22 protein-coding genes and 2 pseudogenes are annotated in these 22,752 nt (G+C 42.4%); 21 read left to right on the forward strand and 3 right to left on the reverse strand.

Features of this window, described 5'->3' with window-relative positions; all coding sequences use genetic code 11:
• Nucleotides 1-190 precede the first annotated feature (190 nt).
• Together ICC18_RS32295 and ICC18_RS32300 are read left to right on the forward strand one after the other, a co-directional pair.
• Nucleotides 191-700, forward strand: a complete 510-nt coding sequence (locus tag ICC18_RS32295) for a VanZ family protein (RefSeq protein ID WP_188178511.1) — start codon at nucleotides 191-193, stop codon at nucleotides 698-700.
• Nucleotides 701-968: 268 nt separating this feature from the next.
• Entirely contained in the window at nucleotides 969-1,190 is a 222-nt protein-coding gene (locus tag ICC18_RS32300; RefSeq protein ID WP_188178512.1) for a hypothetical protein, read from the forward strand.
• Nucleotides 1,191-1,302: 112 nt separating this feature from the next.
• Here the strand turns inward: ICC18_RS32300 and ICC18_RS32305 are convergent, their stop codons facing one another.
• The gene (locus ICC18_RS32305) at nucleotides 1,303-2,985 is read right to left on the reverse strand and encodes a GMC oxidoreductase (RefSeq protein WP_188178513.1); all 1,683 of its coding nucleotides are present in this window, start codon (nucleotides 2,983-2,985) and stop codon (nucleotides 1,303-1,305) included.
• A gap of 279 nt (nucleotides 2,986-3,264) precedes the next feature.
• Here ICC18_RS32305 and ICC18_RS32310 point away from each other — a divergent pair, with 279 nt between their 5' ends.
• Nucleotides 3,265-4,050 carry a hypothetical protein gene (locus tag ICC18_RS32310; protein WP_188178514.1) on the forward strand — a complete coding sequence of 262 codons (786 nt, stop codon included), beginning with the start codon at nucleotides 3,265-3,267 and terminating at the stop codon, nucleotides 4,048-4,050.
• Between the two features lie 452 nt (nucleotides 4,051-4,502).
• Here ICC18_RS32310 and ICC18_RS32315 read toward each other — a convergent pair whose 3' ends face one another.
• The gene (locus ICC18_RS32315; protein ID WP_188178515.1) at nucleotides 4,503-5,429 is read right to left on the reverse strand and encodes an AraC family transcriptional regulator; all 927 of its coding nucleotides are present in this window, start codon (nucleotides 5,427-5,429) and stop codon (nucleotides 4,503-4,505) included.
• Between the two features lie 184 nt (nucleotides 5,430-5,613).
• Here ICC18_RS32315 and ICC18_RS32320 point away from each other — a divergent pair, with 184 nt between their 5' ends.
• The 5 genes from ICC18_RS32320 (at nucleotide 5,614) to ICC18_RS32340 (ending at nucleotide 8,636) form a co-directional block, all read left to right on the forward strand.
• On the forward strand, nucleotides 5,614-6,351 hold the full coding sequence (locus ICC18_RS32320; RefSeq protein WP_188178516.1) for an SDR family oxidoreductase: 738 nt from the start codon (nucleotides 5,614-5,616) through the stop codon (nucleotides 6,349-6,351).
• 228 nt (nucleotides 6,352-6,579) lie between these two features.
• A complete protein-coding gene (locus ICC18_RS32325; protein WP_188178517.1) occupies nucleotides 6,580-6,828 on the forward strand; it encodes a hypothetical protein in 249 nt (82 codons plus the stop codon).
• Nucleotides 6,829-7,077: 249 nt separating this feature from the next.
• Nucleotides 7,078-7,449, forward strand: a complete 372-nt coding sequence (locus ICC18_RS32330; RefSeq protein ID WP_188178518.1) for a hypothetical protein — start codon at nucleotides 7,078-7,080, stop codon at nucleotides 7,447-7,449.
• 184 nt (nucleotides 7,450-7,633) lie between these two features.
• Nucleotides 7,634-8,080, forward strand: a complete 447-nt coding sequence (locus tag ICC18_RS32335) for a hypothetical protein (protein WP_188178519.1) — start codon at nucleotides 7,634-7,636, stop codon at nucleotides 8,078-8,080.
• Between the two features lie 223 nt (nucleotides 8,081-8,303).
• Nucleotides 8,304-8,636, forward strand: a complete 333-nt coding sequence (locus ICC18_RS32340; RefSeq protein WP_188178520.1) for a MazG nucleotide pyrophosphohydrolase domain-containing protein — start codon at nucleotides 8,304-8,306, stop codon at nucleotides 8,634-8,636.
• Between the two features lie 10 nt (nucleotides 8,637-8,646).
• Here the strand turns inward: ICC18_RS32340 and ICC18_RS32345 are convergent.
• Nucleotides 8,647-9,273 (reverse strand): annotated as a pseudogene (locus ICC18_RS32345) (IS4 family transposase); the annotation flags it as partial.
• A gap of 135 nt (nucleotides 9,274-9,408) precedes the next feature.
• On the opposite strand from ICC18_RS32345, the gene ICC18_RS32350 reads away from it, so the two are divergent.
• The 13 genes and pseudogenes from ICC18_RS32350 (at nucleotide 9,409) to ICC18_RS32410 (ending at nucleotide 22,630) form a co-directional block, all read left to right on the forward strand.
• Nucleotides 9,409-10,434, forward strand: coding sequence for a polysaccharide pyruvyl transferase family protein (locus tag ICC18_RS32350; RefSeq protein WP_188178521.1), 1,026 nt, complete (start codon nucleotides 9,409-9,411; stop codon nucleotides 10,432-10,434).
• Between the two features lie 296 nt (nucleotides 10,435-10,730).
• Entirely contained in the window at nucleotides 10,731-11,348 is a 618-nt protein-coding gene (locus tag ICC18_RS32355; RefSeq protein WP_188178522.1) for a dihydrofolate reductase family protein, read from the forward strand.
• Nucleotides 11,349-11,593: 245 nt separating this feature from the next.
• A complete protein-coding gene (locus ICC18_RS32360) occupies nucleotides 11,594-12,304 on the forward strand; it encodes a DUF3221 domain-containing protein (RefSeq protein ID WP_188178523.1) in 711 nt (236 codons plus the stop codon).
• Nucleotides 12,305-12,470: 166 nt separating this feature from the next.
• On the forward strand, nucleotides 12,471-13,172 hold the full coding sequence (locus ICC18_RS32365) for a hypothetical protein (protein WP_188178524.1): 702 nt from the start codon (nucleotides 12,471-12,473) through the stop codon (nucleotides 13,170-13,172).
• 178 nt (nucleotides 13,173-13,350) lie between these two features.
• Complete coding sequence (locus ICC18_RS32370; RefSeq protein WP_188178525.1) at nucleotides 13,351-13,743, forward strand: MerR family transcriptional regulator; 393 nt, start codon at nucleotides 13,351-13,353, stop codon at nucleotides 13,741-13,743.
• Nucleotides 13,704-14,468, forward strand: a complete 765-nt coding sequence (locus ICC18_RS32375) for an SDR family oxidoreductase (RefSeq protein ID WP_188178526.1) — start codon at nucleotides 13,704-13,706, stop codon at nucleotides 14,466-14,468. Before ICC18_RS32370 ends, ICC18_RS32375 begins: the two co-directional genes overlap by 40 nt.
• 232 nt (nucleotides 14,469-14,700) lie before the next feature.
• Nucleotides 14,701-14,859 (forward strand): annotated as a pseudogene (locus ICC18_RS32380) (IS110 family transposase); the annotation flags it as partial.
• Nucleotides 14,860-15,084: 225 nt separating this feature from the next.
• Entirely contained in the window at nucleotides 15,085-15,792 is a 708-nt protein-coding gene (locus ICC18_RS32385) for an SGNH/GDSL hydrolase family protein (protein ID WP_223193062.1), read from the forward strand.
• Nucleotides 15,793-16,034: 242 nt separating this feature from the next.
• The gene (locus ICC18_RS32390) at nucleotides 16,035-16,994 is read left to right on the forward strand and encodes a carbohydrate ABC transporter permease (RefSeq protein WP_188178528.1); all 960 of its coding nucleotides are present in this window, start codon (nucleotides 16,035-16,037) and stop codon (nucleotides 16,992-16,994) included.
• Nucleotides 16,995-17,029: 35 nt separating this feature from the next.
• The gene (locus tag ICC18_RS32395) at nucleotides 17,030-17,830 is read left to right on the forward strand and encodes a carbohydrate ABC transporter permease (protein ID WP_188178537.1); all 801 of its coding nucleotides are present in this window, start codon (nucleotides 17,030-17,032) and stop codon (nucleotides 17,828-17,830) included.
• Nucleotides 17,831-17,923: 93 nt separating this feature from the next.
• Nucleotides 17,924-19,678 (forward strand): sensor histidine kinase, encoded by a 1,755-nt coding sequence (locus tag ICC18_RS32400; protein ID WP_188178529.1) that lies wholly within the window; start codon nucleotides 17,924-17,926, stop codon nucleotides 19,676-19,678.
• Nucleotides 19,653-21,203 carry a response regulator transcription factor gene (locus ICC18_RS32405; protein ID WP_188178530.1) on the forward strand — a complete coding sequence of 517 codons (1,551 nt, stop codon included), beginning with the start codon at nucleotides 19,653-19,655 and terminating at the stop codon, nucleotides 21,201-21,203. The genes ICC18_RS32400 and ICC18_RS32405 overlap by 26 nt, the downstream gene beginning before the upstream one ends.
• Before the next feature lie 122 nt (nucleotides 21,204-21,325).
• The gene (locus ICC18_RS32410) at nucleotides 21,326-22,630 is read left to right on the forward strand and encodes an ABC transporter substrate-binding protein (RefSeq protein ID WP_188178531.1); all 1,305 of its coding nucleotides are present in this window, start codon (nucleotides 21,326-21,328) and stop codon (nucleotides 22,628-22,630) included.
• Nucleotides 22,631-22,752 lie beyond the last annotated feature (122 nt).

Raw genomic sequence — 22,752 nt, forward strand, 5'->3', positions numbered from 1 at the left:
GGTCCCACGGGCAGAATCGTTCGATCCCCGGCTACCGTTATCTTACGACCATACAAAAATGAGGTCGACCAGAAAGTTCTGGCTGACCTCATAATACGAACGGGCAGGATAACGCAGCTTTCCAACTGTTGGAAGAGTATATTCATATCAAAACATGCCATATATAACAGCCGTTATAAAAGGAGACGACATGACTGCATTTTTGAAAACAATCAAAGTAAAGCATATTTTTGCAGTTGTTTATCTCATTGGCTTAGTTAACTTTATAATCGTTAAATTTTTCGGTGACATACAAAAAGTAATAGATAGAATCGAAATGGTGAAATTACAAAAAAAAGAGGGGTATTGGAATTTGCAATTGATACCCTTTAGGACCATCACCTCATCTATGAATTCATGCCATCGTTTTGGAATCGACCACCCTTCGTCAATCGCTTTAATTACCAATATAGTCTTATTTGTCCCAATGGGTTTTTTGGTTCCGTACGTTTTGCGAAAGCCGTCGTTTCTAAAAACGATAGGTATGTCACTTGCAATAATTTTTGGGATTGAGATTATCCAATATGTAACTAATTTGGGGGCAACAGATATTGATGATGTAATCTTAAATATAACTGGTTGCCTAATTGGATATATGGTTTACGCGATTTCACTAGCATTACATAAAAAAATGAATCGAGGATTCCGAACTTTAAGCTAACGAAGAACGATAATTAAAGAACCAGCTTCGGTTGGTTTCATATCAATAAAAGAATTGATTTTATTAAAAGGGCAGAGGTGGTTATTCTGAATAGGATTATTGGTATTGCAATAATGGCTTTTACGTTAATGACAACTGCGATTACTATAACGCTCGAGGGGCTTGCTTCGCGGCAGCTCCTCTTTTGTTTATTAAAGTAACTGGCAGTTATCTTCCGTAACATTTTCTTCCAAGTTACGTCTAATAATGGGAAAGGAGTTGGCTAGAAATGATTAGAGTTTTAACTTTTGTACGGTTTTTAGTTGGTGTACTGTGCATAATTCTCGGTATTATAGGATACATGTGGTGGAACACGCTATTGAAAGAAAGCGGAGGACCTGACCAAGGGAGTGGGATTATTATGGTCTTACCGAATTTCATTGCAATGTTATTGGTTGTTTCAGGATTAGTTTTTTTAGTGCAAGGAATGATTAGACTTCTAAAGAGTTAGTCCGATGAGGCTAAGCTAATGGAGAACGATAGCTCCATAAGGACAACTGCCCAAAAACTCTGTTTTGGGCAGTGTTAAACGATAGCGGGATCGTTTAATAGCTTGATTAATCTCAAGTGATCTTTATGGATAATGTAGTATTCGACCTACTATTGGCGACGATATGATCTGCCGTTCGAATAGAAAGAGCAACGGTTGTCAGAGTGGGGTTTTCGGATCCAATGGAAGGCAGGGCACTGTTATCGGCTACATAAAGGCCGGAAACTCCGCGAATCTGGCCGTATTGATCTGCCGCTGAGGTTAAAGGGTCATCCCCAATACGGCATGTTCCCGAATCATGATGTAAGTCTCCGCGTGGCATCAGGCAAATCGCAGGCCTTCCGTTTCTGGAAATCAATATTATGCCAGCAGCCGAGGCTATCTGCTTTATGCCTTCTTCCATCTTGCGGATTACAGCCTGATCCTCTTCGCTAAAGGAAAAGTGAACCTGTATTTCCGGCACTCCATATTCATCTAATTTATAGGGATTTAGGGTAATCCTGTTCTCATATCGCGATTCGACCTTGCCGTAACAAAAAAAAGTAGCTCCTACTTCCGCTGTTAACGGTTTTACTTCGTAAGTCTGGTACCAGTAAAAATCACCGGGTCCGGCCATAAGAACCTGATAGGGTTTCTCCGGCGTCTGAGATATCATAATTCCAAGCGTCCCTAAAGCTGCTGGAAACTCGGTTCGGCTCATAGTTCCTGTACCGATCATAAATGAATGGTTTGTCAGGTAATGCCCGAGCGCTCTGCTTTTAATTCCAGAGTGAAGCAACAAGCGCGGAGTTTCAAATGTACTCGCAGACAACACAATCGTCTTGGCTTTAAGGATATACGAGTTTTTATCCCGAGACATGACCTTAACGCCGGTTGCTTTTCCTTGATCATGCAAGATTTGAACGGCACGGGCATTTACAGCCAGATCGAACGGGGTCAACATATTCAAAGCTTTAGCAAAGAAGGAAATGGAACTATAGAAAACGTCGGTATGAACGCGTCCATAACTTTGCGGCGTCAGATCAGCAGCCATAATTATTTTTTCAGCTGTCGCATAACCTTTTGACCACAGTCGGTTCAATAACATTTCCGTATACGAGGATTCTGTAGTAAATTCCCCTGTTACATTCATGGTTTGCTCTGCAATTTGGTAGTACGTTTCCAGCTCATCGATGGGTATGGGCCATTTCATTAAATCCGACAAATGCATACGCATAGTAAACGTATACCAAAATAATGTTCTTCCCCCCAACGCAAAAAGTTGCCTTGCTCCCGGATACTCTGCAGCGGAACCTGGTAAAGGTCGTGAAACGTAATTAAAATATTTAGTAAGACGCTCCCCGTTCATTGTCGGAATATTGCGGGCATGCGATTGAAGAACCATATCTCCCCTATCAATGATACCAATTCGCTTCCCCTGTTTCTGCCACTGTTCACACAATCTCCAAAGGACAGCTCCTCCACCGGCACCGGTGCCGACGATAAGGACATCATAGTCGGTTTTAGCCATGTCTTCCAGAGAAGTGAGGGGAATCCAATTATTTATGTAATCAGTCGACACGGTACAAGTTGGGATTGCGTCAACATGCCTCATAGTAAAATCACTTAAGGAAGGAAGATAGACTGGTTTGCCAGCGATGTTTTGATCTGGGCTTTCAATGCATGGATTGAGAGCGGTAAGCTCCTCTAATTGCAGATGATTTTTATTTGCGATGGTTCGAAGAGTATCTTTTTCATGAGCGACCCATACCTTCATCGTGTCACACCCTAACAAAAAATCGTTTAATAATTATAATCACATTATCGGATGATTATGACCCTCGTAAATGCGTAACCAAGGGGAAAGGAACACGTTTTTATCAGCTTTAAACTGGTTATTGAACTAAAGGGCAGTTTAGTGCAATCCTTATTTGGAAAAAAGAGGATATAATTTTTATTCATCGAATATAAATTTAAACAGGGCTTATGTTCGGCGCACACCATATACGTTTAAATTAAAAATGATACTAAGGCTGAATAAGTGAGGGGAAGAGCCTTGAGTAAAAAATTAGCTTTAATCTACGTTATCGCAGTTGTGCTTGTTTATAATGCATACAATTACGTAAATAATCGTGTAATTAACCCTTTTATGATTGATGCTTCAAAGTCTATCACAGAGAACGGCGACGCTAATTTACTTCATACAAAACAGGACTATAATTTTAGGCTTGTTAACACAAGTGATAAAGCGGTAAATCTAATAAATATTGAACTCCAAGGCTATCAAGGGATTAAGCCAGGTATCCTGACTGTATCGGGGAAACCTTTGACGGTTCAAGGGGTTAAGAGCGACAGGGTGTATAGTAGTCCCAGTTCATGGTCGACGAATAGTCAAGGGCTCACACTAGAGTATCAAGTTGAAATTTTGGAACCAAAAATTCAGAATCCAAAGAGTGCATTGATTACATATTCATATTTCGGCATTAAGCATAAGCAAGTTGTGAATTTCCCAAGCGCACAGTCAGCTCAATTTTCAAATAATATGATGTTAACTTCCAAAAACATAAATTTCAATGTTTCAATTTTTTCAACGTTCATAATGGTATTACTTTTGATATTCATATATACAAAAAGGGAAATAGATGAAGGATACTTAGGTTGGAAAATTTTTGGATATTATTATTTAGGTGCATTTAATTTGAACTTTAACCTTCTAATTCCTTTAGGAATAATCATTTGCTTGCTTTTATTTCGACCCAATACCAACGCTAAGATCAAAATGTTCTCCGCTACAACTGGGTTCACATTTATGATATTTAGTAATGTATTTCCGTACATATGAAATGTTCTGATTAAAGCTTTATAGTAAATTAGGAGGTAAATCATTCCAGATGATTTTTTTGTGACGAGCGAGGATAGCAAATGTCTGATATTAGTGCATTGTGAAATGGATAACTTGTTTGGAAAATGGACAAAGGTATCAAGAATATGCTTGGATTTTCGTAGGTAAAAGTAAAAGTGAGCAACTAATAGAGCAATTTAAAAAACTTAATATACCTTAAAACTTTTTAAGGAGCACGATTGAGCTAACGGAGAACGTTAGCGCAATAAGGACCTCTGATTAAAAATACTTATTTTTGTATAAATGTCCTGCTGGACGTTGAACGGATATGAACGAGGCGGTCAGAACTCGCCCGTTACTCGGACTATCGAAGGAGAACAGGGCCCTGACAATCAATCGTCAGGGCCCTGTTAATGTCTATGCCAAACTTCTCTTGCTACCATTCATGAAATTCAGCAAAGCACATTGGAACTCGCGATCGAACCGCGAAGCTCCTGAACATCCAGAATCGGTGGCCGTCCGTACATACGGGCATATTCCCGGCTGAACTGGGACGGGCTCTCGTAGCCTACGCGGAAGGCCGCATCGGAGGCTTGCACGGTTTCCGTCAGCATTAAGCGCCGGGCTTCTTGCAAACGCACCGTTTTCTGGTATTGCAACGGGCTCATTGCCGTGACGCGCTTGAAATGTTTATGAAACGCTGACGTGCTCATGTTCACGGACTTTGCAAGCTGCTCGATCACGAGCGGACGGTCGTATTGCCGGTTAATTGATTGGATCGCTTGAGCGATGTTATGCGCATGGCTGCCAATGATCGCAAATTGATGGATGAGCGCGCCTTGTTCGCCTTGAATCACTCGATACAGAATTTCGCGTATGACGAGCGGCGCCAGAATCGGTATGTCCTCAGGCGCGCCCAGCAACTGCATGAGCCGCACGATGGCTTCGAGTAATACAGGAGACGTCCGGTTCACGGTTATGCCACGACAGGCTTCCGCGGGAACGAAAGCGGGGCGATTCAACTCTTTCACGATGTCCAGGATGACGTCGGCGTCGAAGCTCAGTTTCAAGCTTAAATACGGGATCTCGGGCGAAGCTTCGATGATTCTGCCGATGATCGGCAATTCGACAGAAGTGACCAGGTAAGTCGAAGGATCGTACCGGTAGGTTTCGTCGGCCAGTGTGGCCGTTTTCGCCCCTTGCGCCACGACGCAAATGGATGGCTTATATACAGATTCTAGCGGTTCTGACAACAGTGTGGCATGCATCAGCGCCAAAGAAGGCACGGCCGTCTGATGCGTGCCGTTCGACGGAGCATGGCGACGTATCAAGAGCGCCAATTGTTGCAAGGCTTGCTCCATGCGCAGTGATTCGTCCATGTTTGCGGGTTCCTTTCCAGTACAATGTAGTTTACTTTTATAATAGCGAGACAGAAGAGAATTAGGCAAGGATCGAACAGGTGTGTTCTAACGGGTTAATCCAAACATTTACTATAATGAATTTGCAAGGTCGAACACAGCGGATAACCGAACGGCCAAAATCAAGATAAAGGAGAGAATGGAAATGAGTTTGAATGGAAAAATCGCGATCGTCACCGGGGCGTCACGGGGCATCGGACGGCAAGCGGCCATCCAATTGGCGCAATTCGGCGCGAAGGTGGTCATCAATTATTCCTCGAATCAGGGGAAAGCGGGAGAGGTCGTGAAGACGATTGAGCAATTCGGCGGCGAAGCGACTGCAATCCGCGCCGACGTGAGCAAGGTGAGCGAAGTCGAAGCGTTATTCTCGGAGACGCTCGAGCGCTTCGGGCGAGTGGATATTCTGGTCAATAATGCCGGCATTATGGAAAGCACGGCTATCGCGGACGTGACGGAGGAGATGTTTGATCGGCATTTCGCTATCAACGTGAAAGGAACTTATTTCGCTTGCCAACAAGCGATGAAACATATGGCAAAAGGTGGGACGATCATCAACTTCTCGACCTCCGTGTCGGGCGCGATGCTCCCGACGTACAGCGTCTACGCCGCAACGAAAGGTGCGGTCGAGCAGTTGACCCGACAATTGGCAAAGGAATTCGGCCCCAAGGACATCGTTATCAATTGCATCGCGCCCGGGCAAGTATCGACCGAGTTATTCTTGAACGGCAAATCACAGGAGCTGATTGATTCGTACAGCCGAATGAACGCGTTTGGACGGCTTGGAGAACCAGAGGACATCGCGAATGCGATCGAGTTGCTCGTCAGCGATAAAGCCCGTTGGATAACGGGACAGACGATTCGCGTAAATGGCGGGTTCAACTGAATATTGCGGAAAGCGGTTCTTGGAAAGGAGGGACGAACGGACAATGGGGAGTAGCGTTGGCGGTTCGTCCATCATTTTTACTGCCATTAGGAAAAATAAGGTATTTGACTCACGCGGCGGCGCTGAACTAACGGAGAACTATTGTTTAGAGGGGATTGCTTAGCGGCAGCTTCATTCTTGTGGTAATTACTGGATAAATGCACTAAAATAAACAAAAGGAGTGTGATTATGATACAACAAATTTCTGATTATCTGTTTATGGGTTCCTTGATTTTATTAATATTAACATTACTTCTAAAAGGCATAGGTTCAACAGGGGCTTCAAATGCTTTCGGAAATATAGATTTACAAATGCAACAAAACCACAATAATGACTTAGAAAAGCAGGATACGATAATTTCTAAGATATTTAAGTCTGTTTTCGTTTGGATTTCTATAACTGGAATAATAATCTCAATAATTTTATCTAAATTATGATAAGATGGTCCACTTATTAATCGGTGTTCTTCCTCTGAGACTTATTATCTACAAATGGGGTTGCCGCTTTTCAGTCCTTTGTTCAGCTAGCGGAAAACTAGAGCTTATTGAACATCAAGGGAGGCAGCTGGTAATAATGACCGGCTGCCTTCGTTTCGTTAACGGGCGGATAGTTCCAATATGAGGTATTATATAAATGTGACTTTTAGGTAATTACATTTAGCAAAACTTAGACGGGGGCAGCAAGAAATGAATTTGGAAAATTTTTTATCCAAGATTAGATTCAAGCATGCTTATAAAGCTTTTACTAGAGAATATCCTGTTTTATACTACACTTTTGTTTTTCAGGGGAATGGCAGTCAAACCCAAGAGATAAATATAGAATTCAAGTATGATGAATTTGAAAAGAGATTAATTCGTCCACTTAGCTATGCGCATGGGGAGCCACTAGGAGTAGATTGTCCATTATGTGGTCGTTGGACAGGTACTGAAAGAGATTACACGAGATGTAAAATTGTTGGTGATCTAAAATACGATTTACTGAGTTACATTAACCAGCAAGCAGAATTAGACCTAGTTCCCTCCAAAATAAAAACACTATCAGAAATTCAATCTGAATAGAAATATTTACTGTTAAATACACGGGAGACGATAACGAAGGAGCTTGCCTAATGCAGCTCCTTCTTTCGTTCATTAAAGTAACGTATCTTTAATGTAACCATTACTCATTACTTTGTGATTTTCGCAACTATGATAGCAAGGTGCGTCTATACTGTATCATTCCCCAAGAAGGAGCTTAATTCTGATGTCTAAAAAATATTTTGTTATATTAGCAATTGCATTAATGGTCGTCATTACAGGATGCTCAAACAAGTCGAAGACTCCAGATGAGTCATCATTTTCTGCAACAATTACAGCAACCAATTCATCCGAGGTAAATAAGGATTTAGTTATGGGAGCGTCTCTGAAAAACATTTCGACTGATGATTACGAGTTAACGCATGCAGGGGGAGTGTTTTACTTTAGCATTAAAGACTCTCAAGGAAAAAACGTCAACCAGTTTGTTATGACATTACCTGCAATAAGATCTAATTTAAAATCGCAAGATGAAATAAGAGAGCAATACTCTCATAAGCTTGACACACCTGGTGTGTATGAGATCTCAGCGATTGCTAAGTTTTCCATAGGTGAAGGAAATAAGGAAAAGAAATACGTTATCAATACAAACACTATGAAAGTCGAAGTGAAGTAGCACGGCACTCATTAAGCTAACGGAAACGATAGCACAGGAGCTTGCAGCGGTGCAGCTCCTTTTTGATGCTTATTGAAGTAACGGGCAGGTTAGTGAAATTATTGCATTATAAAAAGGTGTATTTTAAGGTAATGACAATCTGCACTATATGAAAAGGAAATGAAATATGTTACTTTTTGTTGAATAGTTAATAAGAAAAATCATATTAAAAGTGAGGATTCATATGAAGCAATTAACATTCCATGAGTTACAGAGCTACCTAGCACTAAAATACAAAGAAGGACGCACTTCATCTGCTTTGTTTATGAAACTAGTAGAAGAAATTGGCGAGGTAGCAGAGGTACTAAACCAGTTAGAAGGTCGAAAGGCAAATTCAGGGGATACTTCTTTAGAAAAAGAGTTAGTTGATGTTATACATTACGCAGTGGCCATTGCGAGCATAAATCATATTGATTTAACAAAGGCCATTATTAAAAAGGATAAGCAAGCTGCAATTAAATATAATCAATCTCCAAATTTAGAAGAATTTTTAGTAGTACAAAATAAAGAACATTAGCATTATTAACTCAACTTTCGCAGCTTAAAACAGGCAGATAAGCCTTGATATAGCTTGGCAAACCTGCAATCCATTGCTGGAGTTGACTCTGAATCAATTTGGTGATCTTCTTACCTACCTTTGTAGCGATCTCGTTAATCAATTCGACTAGTTGCTGAAGGGCAACTGTCCAATCCAACGAACTGACTTCATCACAAAGGTGATAAAATAAGCCGCCCAGTGTTCTTTGGTCGGTACTCTGTCTATGTTGCCAAGCAAGTAGGATATACCTCGAGAAAACGATTGTGGTATGACTCACTAGCGAATCATACAAACGCCCTTGAAATTCCTTTTGTAACCGAAGTAACGATTTGGCGCATTTAAAGAAAACCTCTATATCCCATCTCATTCTATAATGACTTATGACTTCCTGAGGGAGCAATGTTAAGTCGGTAGTGAGAATTGCAAGCCACTCATTTTTCTTGGAACGATGACGAATAAATACAACCATCACTGGAATGCCTGGAACCAACTGTGTTCGAATGCAGCGTAGGACGTTGCGATTTTTACCTTCTACTATAGGCGCTACGGTATACAGATCCTTTAGACATAATCGTTTTCCATCCACAAGATATCGTTTGTTATCGTTTTTAACCATTAATTGGATAGTCAAAAAAATCATTTTAGGATGATTTATTACGCTATACTGTTGCAAAAATTCAAATTTATGTAGACTTTTCGGCACTTTTCTTTCATTCCTGTTTGCGCCGACGTAGTCGGAATGGAGATTATTATGAAAAAAGTTGGAATTATTACTGTTTATTACAAAAACTATAATTACGGTGGCCAACTTCAAGCTTATGCACTGCAAAAAGCTATAGCTAAGTTAGGATTTCATTGTGAGCAAATTACATTCAAGTGGCAAAACGAATACTACTTACAAGCATGTGAAAGTGCTAAAAGTGCTGAACATTTTAGGACTTTTTCCGAAAGCATTCCCCACAGCGAACGTTTATATATAGTATCTGATATTGCAGAATGTGTTGATGATTACGATATTTTTGTTTGCGGAAGCGACCAAATATGGGGTATTCCGCATGTTCTTTCCGATGACAATTTACCCTGTATGGCACTTTCTTTTGTTCCAGCATCAAAAACGAAAATTGCATACGCAGCAAGCATGGGAGGCGCAGAAATAGTGCCCGATCGAAAAAATATCCTTGCTCCACACGTTAATTCCTTAGACTTTGTTTCTGTTCGTGAAAAAAGTGCAATCCCTTTTGTGTCAACGATGAAAAATGGAGATGTTACTCATGTATTGGATCCTGTAATGCTTCTTGATAAATCCGAATGGGATGATATATCTGCTACTCCGCCAGAAAAAGCCTATATACTCACTTATGATTTACGAGATACAGGGGTTCAGGAATATGCTGAAGCACTTTCACAAAAGTACAGATACGAGATTATATCTCTTGCAACTGCTGGAGCAGCTACGGTTGGTCCGAAGGAATTTGTAGGGTACATAAAACACGCTAAGTATTTTATTACTAGTGCTTTTCATGGGGCTGTTTTTGCCATTTTATATAAGGTTCCATTTTTGGTTTTCCCGGTATCTGATAATCCACAAGACCCCATATCAATGGATTCAAGACTGATAGCTCTGCTGGATGCGTTTGGCTTATCTTCTTGCTATGTTTATGATACATCAAATATTCCAAATATTGATGATGTTACATTTCATCATTTAGACGAATCAAAAACAAGTGCATTTCGTCATAATTCACTTCAATTTCTTAAAGATGCTTTGGAATCTTAAAATAAACCAAAGCATGTGTGCGCTAGGCGAGGGCATTTTGGGGTAGCGCCAACAATTTAACGTTTTTATACGCTAAGCATTAGCGGACGTGCATTCTTCCCGTTCCTTCCGACATTAGCGGACATAGAAAGCTGTTTTTACAAGGTTTGATGACCGCTAATGATGTTTAGCGGTCATTATGGCGGTATTACGCTAACTGGCAGTTTAGCTTAGCAATCCATAAGAAACAATCCAAGCTGAAATGTGCTAAAATGTAACTAATGTAGACATCCCTCATGAACAAAGGAGCACTGAAAATGAGAAAACTCGTTCTATTTTTGCACGCATCGCTTGACGGTTTTGTAGAAGGGCCAAACGGTGCAATGGACATTGGCTGGATTTCCTACGATGGTGATTTAGAGAAATACGCGAAAGAAATTCTAAGTACTGCCGACACCGTCATTTGGGGACGAGGGACTTATCAATTAATGCACGGTTATTGGCCATCTGTGCCTTCGAACCCATCAGCTTCGCAGCATGAACGGAATCATGCCGAGTGGATCGATAAGACAGCCAAAATCGTTTTTTCCACGACGCTGGACAAAGTCGAATGGAACAATTCCAGACTGGTGAAAGAAGATGTCGAGGAAGAGATCAAGAACCTCAAACAGCAGCCAGGCAAGGATATGGTCATCCTCGGCAGTCCTAGGATCGCACACCACCTTATGCAGCTTGATTTAATCGATGAGTATAAAATTACGGTTTCTCCCGTCCTGATCGGCAGCGGGTTACCGTTATTCCAAGGTCTCAAGGAGAAGGTCAATCTTAAACTTATCGAAAACAAGACCTTTGATTCTGGAGCCATAGGTCTCGTTTACCAGTCGGTTAGATGTCCTTTGTCTCCTAAAATAGATTACGCTAACGGAAAACGATAGCTCAATACAGATCTACACGAGGCTGCCGGCACAAACGGCAGCCTCCATTACGTTAACGGGCAGCATAGTTGAATTGGCTGTACTCTAATACAAGTTGAATTGTCTTCAACATGACTTATTTTATTGGAGGGGCAATCTGCTTATAACTTAGTACAGTAACATCTGACTTGTATCGTTTTCATGCAACTCTTTTCCAACTAATCACGTCTAACAAGTAAACATAAATGGAAAAAACAGGAGGGGCGATGAAAGCGATATTGAGTCTAATTATTGCAAGTGCTACGCTTGCGACAATCTACTACTGTCCGGTGGAACGATTCGAACAGTCGATGCCGAATCCGCCGACACCAGCCGTGCCTGTTGCACCTGTATTGCCCGACAAACAGGTTGTTGTTCCGCTGCGTGAACCGGCTGTAAGCAGGAGTTTTGAGCAAATCGAAGCCGCAAACTTACAATTTGCTATGAAGAAGCTCGAAGCGGACCGGAAACTGATAGAGCAGCGGCATTCTATTCAGTTGATGATGATGGGAATCGGAAAAGACCACATCATGGTACAAGTTAGGCGCACCGGCGATGTGGAAAACCCGATGCCTGAAGATGAGATCGAGGCTGTGAAACAAACGCTGTTCGGCATCGCTGGAGGCGAATTTCCGTTGGAGCTGTCAGTGATGGAATGCTGTAAGAATGCTGCGAATGTAACGGGCAAAATCAGATCGTATGATAAGGAACAAGACCGGATATTAATCGTCAATGAACAGAAGAAGAACGGCAATACCGACGATCCCGAAGCGACTTGGGTAGGATTGCAAACAGATGCGGTGCTTGTTGTCGACGGTAGCAAAGCAACCGGTCTGAGTGAGTCGCTGGTCGGCCGGGAAGCAAAAGTATGGACAACCGGAGTTATGATGACTTCTTATCCCGGTCAAACATCGGCTATTAAAATAGTCATCGAGTAAGCTCCATGCTGTTTTTTTACGTAAGAAACCAACAAGAGCTCAATAAGCAACTACAACGAGGCTGTCATCATAAATCGGCAGCCTCGTTATGCTAACGGGCAGTTTAGCTTGGCGGATTTCGTTACATTTATCGCGGATAATAAAAAATGACGCATGTGGAAAAATAATGAAAATTAAACGGTTGGGTGATGGTTTCATGATGCGAAGATTGCTGTCATTGCTCTTGATTTGCGGCGTCTTCTCCTTCCTGGCAGTGACGAATAAAGCCAGCAATGCCATGAGCGTTCAAACAGGAATTAATTACGACGAAGTAGCGGACTTGATTCGAAAACAAGGGAAAAAGCAGAATGCGTATTATTTTCCAGGCTTATTTACCGAGGAGCTAAATGTAGATCTGGATCCCGAACTTGAAGTGCTGGCACGTACTCATGGCGGAGTGCATCTAGGAGATTTCTTCATATTCGACAAACAGTCCGAAGGCTCGTATAAGTTGATCTTTGAGCAGCCATGGAATGTCGAGTCCTGGGACATTGAACACACGCACGCTGATTTATTGACGCCGCTGGTTCGAATTATTACACTTACGGGCGGAACAGGGTTGGATGTACGAGAGGCGCATCTGATGTATATGCACGACCGTGGAGTTTGGACCGAGGCATGGATTGGGACACTGAAGGAGCGGACCGTGTTCGAGGACAACGTTCATCTGATCATGGGTAGTTATCAATTGAATGACGACAACGGTCAACTATTTTACTGGCAGACAGTGATGGATGTATCCCTTGAAACCAATGAGCAGATCCGCAAACCACAGACTACCTTGAAAGTGTACGAACTAATGAATGGGCGTTTTGTTGAAAAGAATTAGTTGCCCTTATATCTGCAGCTTTTATTGCGCTAACGGAACACGATAGTTTAATCAAGACATGACGGCAGCCTTCTACACGTTCGGCTGCCGTTGTCCATTGAAGTAACGGGCAGTTTACGTTAATACGACTCTTGACCTTCACATGATGTGATGGATTAGTATAACGATAAATCAACATATGGAGGGGATTGCTATACATATAAGTGAGCTCTCAAGAAGGACAGGTGTGAGTTTGCGTTCTCTAAGGTATTACGAAGAAAGAAATCTATTGAACCCCGTTCGGTTAGAGAATGGGTACCGAGATTATTCTGAAACAGATATTGAAAAAGTGAAGATTATTCAACTTTATTTTAGCCTCGGACTTTCAACGAAAGAAATAACCGATTTCTTTGACTGTTTGTTCCAAAACGGTGAGAAACGCCAATGCTTACCCAATGCTATTGAAGTGGGCGAAAGGAAATTAATTGAGATCAAGAACCAAATCGAGATTTTACGTAAAGCCGAGTCACAATTAGAAAGGAGCATTGTTAGATGGAGAAGCATGATCAGCCAAACAGAGAATCAAATGTAAATAAACTAAAACCTCAAATTGCATTAGTTACTGGAGGTAACCGAGGAATCGGAATGGAAATCGCTCGTCAACTTTCCTTGAAAGGTATTAAAGTTCTGATCGGGTGTCGGGATGAGAATAAGGGAAAGAAGACGATTGAACAAATGAGCAAGGAAGGAGTAGTGCTTGAATTAGAAATAGTTGACGTGAACTGCCGCAATAGTATTGACGAATTGATGAAACGGGTGGAAAAAAAGTACGGTCGTCTTGATGTTCTCGTGAATAATGCAGGAATCATTCTCGATAGGGGAATATCCATCTTAGATGTTACGGAGTCTGCTACAAAAGAGACGTTTGAGACCAATTACTTTGGAATTCTGAATCTAATCCAAGCCGCTGTTCCCTTGATGAAAAAACATCATTATGGACGTATAGTTAATGTATCGTCGGGGATTGGATCTTTTCAAGTTCATCAAGGCTTACTCGGTTTAAAAGGGAGTTCGTCCGCTTATCGCATCTCAAAAACGATGCTCAACGCTTTAACTTGTTTGGTTGCACACGAAGTAGAAAATTTTGGTATAAAAGTGAATGCGGCTTGCCCTGGCAGTGTGCGGACAGATATGGGAGGACCGGATGCTCCATTATCTGTCGAAGAAGGAGCGGATACTGCCGTATGGCTTGCTACACTCGATGAAAATGGTCCAAATGGTGGTTTTTTTCGCAATCGAATGATAGCCGAATGGTAACATCATGGACCGGCGACAATGATCGTTGAACTAACGGAAACGATAGTTGAATAACAACACGCAGGCAGCCGGGTCAGAACGATCGGCTGCCTTTGTTACGCTAACGGGCAGTATTCCTATTATGAAGATATACGAGGTTTGAGAGAAATAAAAAGACTCCTTGGTATGATGTTTATGGGTCCCAGATGCTGGCCAGCGTCGGATCCAAAAACAAAACCAAGGAGACTACAACATGCATTCTACTCAAAATGAAAGCATTAATCAAATCACTTCTTTTACTTTAATAATCGGAGTCGACATCGGAAAATTCAAACATGTGCTCGCGCAAGACTTGCGCGGAGTCGAGTTCGGGAAGCCCATTACGTTTGAAAATAATAGAGAAGGCTTTGAACCCTAGGTCATTCAAAAAGAAAAGCAAGAAAAATACGGTGTAGAGAATCCGCTTCACGTGAAGAAATGCAAAGAACTACCTATATGAAAGTTATTGGTCAGATTAGCCGATGGTTTACTTTGCCGACATGGATTACCGAAAGAAATTTGTTCGATCATGCATGTACAAGGAGAAGAGTTAAGGATAACATAAAACTACAAAAAGACGGAAATGAGGAGCTAAGAAATGCTTGATGAGAAGATGAAAGAATTAACTCAGAAATACAATACATACAATACTAAACGAATCTATGGGTTCGGTGACAGTATAATTTATGGACATGCTGCAGGAATCAGTTTCCTTGATTATTTAGAACGAAATTACAGCTTGAGTGTCACCAAATATGCCGTAAATGGCGCGACTGTTATTGGCGGAAGTGGAAATGCAATTCTTCCGCAAATCACGGAAGCCTCCTCTATAGTGCCTGATTTCGTCTTATTTGATGGGTTAATCAATGATGCTTATACAACTGTAACTGACGATCCTAATAAGTTAGGTTCAATTTCCAACGGATTTGCTGAAATTTTTGATACGAGTACATTTTGTGGGGGATTTGAGAGCATTTGCCAAACATTATTAAAGAAATATAGAGGTGCAACTATCATCTTTATTGCCGTTCATAAAACCCCAGCTAGGGATTATATTGCACAGGAAACTTTGCAATACTTGGCAAAACAGATCTGCTGTAAATGGTCTATTCCTGTTGTAGATCTATACAACGCAAGCGGATTAAACTGCTTTATTTCCGATTATCAATATGCTTATTCTTATGATCAAGTAGATGCAAATGGTGGTAATTCATCAACAGGCGGAAGTGGTACTCACCCGAATGATGTGGGTTATATGCGATATTACATGCCGATGATTACGGCAAAAATGAATGAATTATCTTAAGCCGATGCGATTATTATGTCTTCTTTATTATCAAATAGAGTTAATATCTAGCATAAGGTTAAACGTCGTGGTTTTAGGAAATCCCTGCGTCTCAGTACGCTGGATTTCTTTTTTTTCTTTTTAACTAGTGTTAGATAGTGAAAGAACCTGATTCATTGCGCAATGTAAGCCGCGTAAGAGGCTCGATATAATAATCATATAGTCCAATGGTTTAGTACAAAATAGGGGAGTGAGACAGAATTATGAAAGGAACCGCATTACAAGAAAAGGGGTTCGCGGTAAACAAGCGCAGTGGTGTATCACGCTTTTTCAGCCGGTGGGAGTCGCCATTGGCGGGATATTTGTTTCTTTCTCCATGGCTCATCGGCTTTTTGCTGTTGACCTTGGGTCCAATCGCAATGTCATTTTATTATTCGTTCACGGATTATTCGCTGCTGGACGAACCGAGCTGGGTAGGTTTGCAGAACTACAATTACATCCTGTCAGAGGATGAAACATTTCGTGAATCACTTAAAGTGACGTTGTTGTTCGTTGTTTTCGCCGTACCACTTAAGCTGATATCGGCATTGTTCGTTGCGATGCTGCTAAACAGAAAGATTAAAGGAATTTCCTTCTACCGTACCATGATTTATTTTCCTTCGTTGATCGGCACCAGTATCGCAGTGTCCATTCTTTGGAAGAACATCTTCAGCAAGGACGGGTTTATCAACCAAGCACTGGCTATGGTCGGCATAGAGGGAAAATCCTGGATCGCCGATCCAGACACCGCTCTTGGGACACTGGTGCTGATGGTTGCTTGGCAGTTCGGCTCAGCCATGATCATCTTTCTTGCAGGGCTGAAGCAGATTTCCAATGATTTGTACGAGGCTTCCTCTGTTGATGGAGCTAGCAAGGTTCGTCAATTCTTTAATATTACGCTTCCTATGCTTTCGCCGATTATCCTGTTTAACTTCGTTCAGCAGACGATAAATTCGTTTCAGATGTTTACACAAGCCTTCATCGTAACGAACGGCGGTCCTGTGAACTCAACCTATGTATACGTTATGTACTTATACGAGCGTGCCTTCTCCAAATTCCAAATGGGCTACGCATCATCATTAGCATGGATTTTGCTTGTCATCATTGCTGTGGTTACGGCGGTCATTTTTGCGACATCTAGATATTGGGTCTTTTATGAAACGCAAGGAGGCAAAGGAAAGTGATCAATAGCAAACGATTATTGACTCATACAGTCTTAATGGCGGCCAGCATCCTGATGATGTATCCGGTATTTTGGTGGCTGGGTGCATCGTTGAAAACAAACGATGAGATGAGATCCCCAAACTTGTTTCCGGATATTCTTCAATGGTCAAACTATACTCAAGGCTGGTTTTCAGTTCCGAATTATGATTTTAGCGTCTTCTACATCAATACCTTCCAGCTTGTTGGGGGCGTATTGTTTACAAGTGTTCTTTCCTGCAGTCTTGTAGCGTTTGCTTTTGCACGACTCGATTTTCCTTTTAGGAAGATATGGTTCGCTATTTTACTTGTCACGCTCATGCTGCCAACCCAAGTAACGATTGTTCCACAATATGTCCTATTCAGTAAGTTGAATTGGATTAATACGTATCTACCTTTCTACATCCCGCATTTGCTGGCTGGGGGTATTGGGGGTCCGTTCTTTATTTACTTGCTGGTGCAGTTCATCCGTTCCATTCCGAAAGAATTGGATGAATCAGCTAAGATGGATGGCTGCTCATGGTTCGGGATCTATTGGCGCATTATCATTCCTTTGACGAAACCTGCACTGGTAACGGTTGCGATCTACTGCTTCTTATGGAATTGGGATGATTTCTTCGGACAGCTTCTTTATATTAATTCGGTCGATAAATATACGGTCAATCTTGCGTTGAAGCTGTTTATTGATTCCCAAGGCACGGTTCCATGGGGGCAATTGCTCGCGATGTCTTTGCTTAGTGTTGTGCCCGCCGTTATCATCTTCTTTATGGCACAAAAACACTTTGTAGAAGGTATTGCCTCTGGGGCTTTGAAGGGGTAGAATTTGAATACAGTTCTGGAAAGCTGCTGCTAATGCTGTAGCTTTCTTTACTTTTTAAAAGTTTTTCCATCATTTATGAGGAGCGACTCAGCTATGCTGCGAAATCCGTTCAAAACCTACCGGATCAATGCCGTCTTCTTCTTTAGCTCTGCTGCGCTGATCGCATTATTGATCGGCATTGTCATCTCTATTAGCTACAACGGCACTTCTAAGCAAATCGAGCAGAATACGTCTTATTACCAGCAGCGGCTCTTGAATGAGCTAAGTAAAAAACTGAATACAAGTCTCATCGGTGTGGAGCAGACCTCCAATACGGCTGCCAAAAATTTTGATCTCCTTTACGGAAAGTTGTTTGAAAGTGACGCCTATGAACGGGCAAGGCTGAATTCTGAAATTCGCGATCAATTGAATTACATCGTTTTCGGAACGACAATACTGCAGTCAATCCATGTTTTTTCTGAGCATTCGTTTACCTCAGATTCCCAAGGCCCTGTTATATTCCTCCCGATGTCCCAACTCAGCCGCGAGAGCTGGTATAACGACATACGCGATACAGACAGCGCATGGCTGAAGGAGCATACTATTCATGCCAAGTCCCGAGAAGAATCGGTGATCAGCTTTGCGCGAAAAGTGGTAAATAACAGCAATCAATATTACAGCCTCTTGGTGTTCAATATAAAAGTGTCCGATTTTAAACATCTGATCTCATCGGAGGATGGTACGGCTAACATCGCATTACTTGATGCGGCCGATAAGCTGATTACTCACTCTGGTAACGGGAATTTGCTGCTTAGTGCAGCGGGTAAGCTTGTTGGTGAGATGGAGCAGCCGAGCGGTTCCAGGCGTGTCGGTAATGATTTTTATGTATGGGCTAAGTCTCCGGATTCGCAATGGACGTTAATTGAAGCAACCTCTTGGCGAGAAATGATGAGCGGAAGCCGGGAGATGGCTCGTTTATTCATTCTCTTGGGAGCAACAACTATACTGCTTGTATTTCTGATTACGCTCCTGTTGTCCAAACGCTTTATGAAGCCCATGAACCAACTGCTAAAGACCATGAACCAATATTCCATCGGGGAAGAGCAGCAGCTCCCGACAGATTATACCAACGAATTCGGTCGTTTATTCCAAGGCTACCGGAAGCTGACCTTTCGAATTGAAGAGCTTTATTCATCACTAAGAGTGCAGCATCAGCGGCAGCGTGATGCAGAGTTGAAATCACTGCAAATGATGATCAACCCTCATTTTCTATACAATACATTGGATCAAATCAATTGGACGGCTATTGAAGCTAAGCAAGATAAGATCAGTCAAATGCTGTCCGAAGTGGCGGGGATGTTTCGGTTAGCTTTGTCCAACGCAAATAGTCTGGTCTCTGTAAAGGAAGAGGTCGCCCACATTGAATGTTATTTGAAATTTCAAAAGGTGCGCTGGGAAGATCGCCTGAGCTATAAGTTAAACGTTGAAGAAGACGTACTTCAGGAGGCTATACCGAAAATAATGCTGCAGCCTTTTATTGAAAATGCTTTTATGCATGGCTTTCACGGTGTAAGGTATGCAGAGCTGCACGTAAATATCAATCGAGATGCTGATTACTTGAATATTGTGATTGCCGATAATGGGAAAGGGCTGTCGAAGGAATGGCAGTCCAAGCCTAGTAAACGGGGCGGGTATGGGCTTCGCAACGTAAAGGAACGGCTAGATGCTCTGTTTGGCGACCGCTATGTAGTAGAAGTGAAAAATCGTGAAGGTTCTGGCGTCGAGGCACTGATTCGGTTCCCCATTGAACGTCAGCTTGTGAACAGAGAGGAGATTATAAACGATGTGGAAAATAGCGATCGTAGATGATGATTTCCAAGTTTTGCGTGGTTTACGAAGCATTATTCCTTGGGATGAGCTGGATGCGGAGTGTATCGGAGATGCCATTGACGGGGAAGAAGGTTTGGAGCTCATTCGAGGAAACGAACCGGATATCGTTATCACAGACCTGTATATGCCGGGGATTAGCGGTATTGAGATGATCAAGCAGTTGCGTTCGGAAGGTTATCAAGGGCGATTTATTATTCTTAGCGGATATACCGACTTCGAATATGCCCGTCAAGCCATCAGGCTCGATGTAGACGATTATTTGAATAAGCCGGGCACGGTTGAACATATTCGCGAGGTTCTGTACAGAACGATCCAGTGGCTGGAAGAATCATTCTTGGAGAAGATGGAGAAAACCGAGCTGCTTCATTCGCTGAAAAGCTATGAAAATCAATTAGCTCACAACGACTTGATTTCTTTGTTAACCCGCCGTACGGAAGCCTCCTCTGAACTGAAGCTTCCTGGATTGGGCGTATTGTGGCAAACAACGGATCAGCGTGTGGTGCTTTTGGAGCTGGTCAAAACGGAGCGGGTCACGAATATTTCCTTGGCTGATTGGCATTTATTTCGTTTTGCGATGATTAACGTCGTAGAGGAGTTGCTGCAGCTGGAATGGCCAAAATCCCATTATGTATGGCTAAACAGTCATCATTCGGCCATCGTTTTGCATGTTGATAAGGATGAGCCGGAGAGCGAAACCGAACGCCGTCTTGTGGATTTTGTGGAACGAATGACATCGAGCCTGCAGCATTATCTTAAACTCACCGTAAAGGCTGGAATTGGAGGCAGTAAGCGAAGGCTAGCCGAATTGGCGGACTCTATGGATGAAGCCATGCAAGCGCTGGACTCAACCAAAGGCTCTGATGCCGTTGAGCTTGTCAGACTGCTCACGCAATCGCTTCAGAAGACGAGTCAGGAAGAGCTGTGGGATAATATTGTTCAATATATAAATAGAATGGAAGCTTCACGAATAGAGGGTGATACCGCGCTATTCTATAAGGTACTGGCCACTGAGCTATGGACGCTTCTGCAATATGCGGTCGAGGGGGCAGGTTTGCAAATCCAGGAGCAGATCGAAGGAGCACTGATTACACAGCCAGACACGATTATTAATCGTACAGATCTGGAGACCTTCCTTCAATCGCAAATCAAAAGAATCAATTCACAGAAGCAGCCAGCGGTCGGGCATAAGCATAAAATGGCTGTTGAATTTATGCTTCAATATATTCACGAGCATTATCCGCGAGATATTACGCTAGAGGAGCTGGCTGGACAATTATTTATTTCTAAAAATTACTTAAATCAGTTATTTAAGAAGGTGACTGGCGAAAGCTTTATGAACTATGTCATTCGAGTACGTTTGGAAAAAGCAAAAGCACTGCTTCTGGAAGGTAATTTGCTGATCTACGAGGTAGCTGAGAAGGTCGGTTACCAGAACGTTCCTTATTTCAGCACGCTGTTTAAGAAGTATTGCGGTGTCAATCCCAGCGATTTATTGAAAAAATAGCATATTGCGAGCACTTATCACAAAAACTGAAAGAAGAGTGTTCGATTCCCTCCTATACCAAAAGCTCTTCCAGCGATACGATAGAAATGTAAATTGCGAAACAATAGAGAGGGGAAATAAACATGAAAAAAATAATGTCTACTGCCGCACTTGCTCTAGTTGTCGGAGCATCCTTAACTGCTTGTGGCGGTAACACGGCTCAAACCGAACAGAAACCTGCAGCGCAAAGCAGCGCGGCTGCGACGGCAAACGCTCCTGTAAAGCTGCGTATCGCATGGTGGGGTTCTCAAGAGCGTCATGATGCTACACAGAAGGCAATTGCACTTTATTCCCAAAAGAACCCGAACGTGACTTTTGAAAGCGAATTCTCAGGGTGGGATGGTTACTTTGACAAACTTGGTGTGCAGTTCTCGGCGAAGAACGCTCCGGATATTATCCAGATGGACGCTGCTTACTTAAATGAGTATGTTGGACGCAATCTGTTAGCGGATCTGAATAGCGTGAACGTAGCGGACATAGACAAGTCACTCATCGAATCCGGTAAAGTTGGCGGAAAGCTGTATGCTATGCCTTTGGGAAGTGCGGCTTTTGGGATGACCGTTGATAAATCAGTCGTTGATAAACTGGGGCTGAAGGTGCCTGATTTCGGTTGGACCTGGGACGATTATTACAAATTTGGTCAGGAAGCCAAAGCGAAACTTGGTAAGGATAAGTACGTTTTCGTTGATCAAAGCGGAGATTTATACGATTACACTGCTTACCAGCTCAGCATGGGGAAAGGTCAAGTATTTACGGACAATAAGCTGACGATTGATAAAGATACTTGGATCGGTTATATGAAGAAGCAGGATGAGCTTCGCAAAGCCGGCATTGTTACACCTCCGAATATGACCGTAACCGATAAGGAGCTCGATCCAAAGCTGGATAGCGTCGTGAACGGTAATGCACTTGCACGGCATATCTTCTCCGCCTCTGTGGGCGCTATCAACGGTCTGAAGCCAGACTCTTACTCTTTTACATCTTTGCCGAAAGCAGTTCAAACGGGCGGATGGTTAAAGCCAGGCATGTTCTGGAGTGTCAATGCCTCTTCAAAACAGCAAGAGGAAGCAAAGAAGTTTGTTGATTGGTTTATCAACGATCTGGAAGCAGCTAAAGTCCTGGGCTTATCCCGCGGGATTCCGGGGAATTCCAAGGTTGTTGCTGCGCTGTCACCGAACTTTAGCGCTTCAGATAAAACTTCGCAGGAATTTATTAATAAAGTAGCGCCGGATGCCCAGAAGTTTGTGGCTGAGCCTCAAGGCTGGGGGAATTTCAAGAAAGATTATAAAACTATTGTGGAAAAAATCATGTTTAGTAAATCTACACCTGAGCAGGCTTACGAAGAGCTGATGAAAAAAGCGAAAGAGTACGATTCTGTTAAGAAATAACACATAAGCGGGACAGGTCATGGCATTGCTCCTACTGGGACAATGCCATGAATTTTTTGATCGTATTTAAACAAAGGAAGGGAAAAGAGAAAATGAGTAGTGCAGGAGCTGGCTTCATTCAT

This window comes from Paenibacillus sedimenti, from assembly GCF_014534655.1.
GTDB classification, from domain to species: domain Bacteria; phylum Bacillota; class Bacilli; order Paenibacillales; family NBRC-103111; genus Paenibacillus_E; species Paenibacillus_E sedimenti.

Excerpts from the sequence above, each read along its gene's own strand:
- ICC18_RS32295 (WP_188178511.1), top strand. The coding sequence starts at position 191 with ATGACTGCATTTTTGAAAACAATCAAAGTAAAGCATATTTTTGCAGTT.
- ICC18_RS32300 (WP_188178512.1), top strand. The coding sequence starts at position 969 with ATGATTAGAGTTTTAACTTTTGTACGGTTTTTAGTTGGTGTACTGTGC.
- ICC18_RS32305 (WP_188178513.1), bottom strand. The coding sequence starts at position 2,985 with ATGAAGGTATGGGTCGCTCATGAAAAAGATACTCTTCGAACCATCGCA.
- ICC18_RS32315 (WP_188178515.1), bottom strand. The coding sequence starts at position 5,429 with ATGGACGAATCACTGCGCATGGAGCAAGCCTTGCAACAATTGGCGCTC.
- ICC18_RS32320 (WP_188178516.1), top strand. The coding sequence starts at position 5,614 with ATGAGTTTGAATGGAAAAATCGCGATCGTCACCGGGGCGTCACGGGGC.
- ICC18_RS32325 (WP_188178517.1), top strand. The coding sequence starts at position 6,580 with ATGATACAACAAATTTCTGATTATCTGTTTATGGGTTCCTTGATTTTA.
- ICC18_RS32330 (WP_188178518.1), top strand. The coding sequence starts at position 7,078 with ATGAATTTGGAAAATTTTTTATCCAAGATTAGATTCAAGCATGCTTAT.
- ICC18_RS32335 (WP_188178519.1), top strand. The coding sequence starts at position 7,634 with ATGTCTAAAAAATATTTTGTTATATTAGCAATTGCATTAATGGTCGTC.
- ICC18_RS32340 (WP_188178520.1), top strand. The coding sequence starts at position 8,304 with ATGAAGCAATTAACATTCCATGAGTTACAGAGCTACCTAGCACTAAAA.
- ICC18_RS32350 (WP_188178521.1), top strand. The coding sequence starts at position 9,409 with ATGAAAAAAGTTGGAATTATTACTGTTTATTACAAAAACTATAATTAC.
- ICC18_RS32355 (WP_188178522.1), top strand. The coding sequence starts at position 10,731 with ATGAGAAAACTCGTTCTATTTTTGCACGCATCGCTTGACGGTTTTGTA.
- ICC18_RS32360 (WP_188178523.1), top strand. The coding sequence starts at position 11,594 with ATGAAAGCGATATTGAGTCTAATTATTGCAAGTGCTACGCTTGCGACA.
- ICC18_RS32365 (WP_188178524.1), top strand. The coding sequence starts at position 12,471 with ATGAAAATTAAACGGTTGGGTGATGGTTTCATGATGCGAAGATTGCTG.
- ICC18_RS32370 (WP_188178525.1), top strand. The coding sequence starts at position 13,351 with ATGGAGGGGATTGCTATACATATAAGTGAGCTCTCAAGAAGGACAGGT.
- ICC18_RS32375 (WP_188178526.1), top strand. The coding sequence starts at position 13,704 with ATGGAGAAGCATGATCAGCCAAACAGAGAATCAAATGTAAATAAACTA.
- ICC18_RS32385 (WP_223193062.1), top strand. The coding sequence starts at position 15,085 with ATGCTTGATGAGAAGATGAAAGAATTAACTCAGAAATACAATACATAC.
- ICC18_RS32390 (WP_188178528.1), top strand. The coding sequence starts at position 16,035 with ATGAAAGGAACCGCATTACAAGAAAAGGGGTTCGCGGTAAACAAGCGC.
- ICC18_RS32395 (WP_188178537.1), top strand. The coding sequence starts at position 17,030 with ATGGCGGCCAGCATCCTGATGATGTATCCGGTATTTTGGTGGCTGGGT.
- ICC18_RS32400 (WP_188178529.1), top strand. The coding sequence starts at position 17,924 with ATGCTGCGAAATCCGTTCAAAACCTACCGGATCAATGCCGTCTTCTTC.
- ICC18_RS32405 (WP_188178530.1), top strand. The coding sequence starts at position 19,653 with ATGTGGAAAATAGCGATCGTAGATGATGATTTCCAAGTTTTGCGTGGT.
- ICC18_RS32410 (WP_188178531.1), top strand. The coding sequence starts at position 21,326 with ATGAAAAAAATAATGTCTACTGCCGCACTTGCTCTAGTTGTCGGAGCA.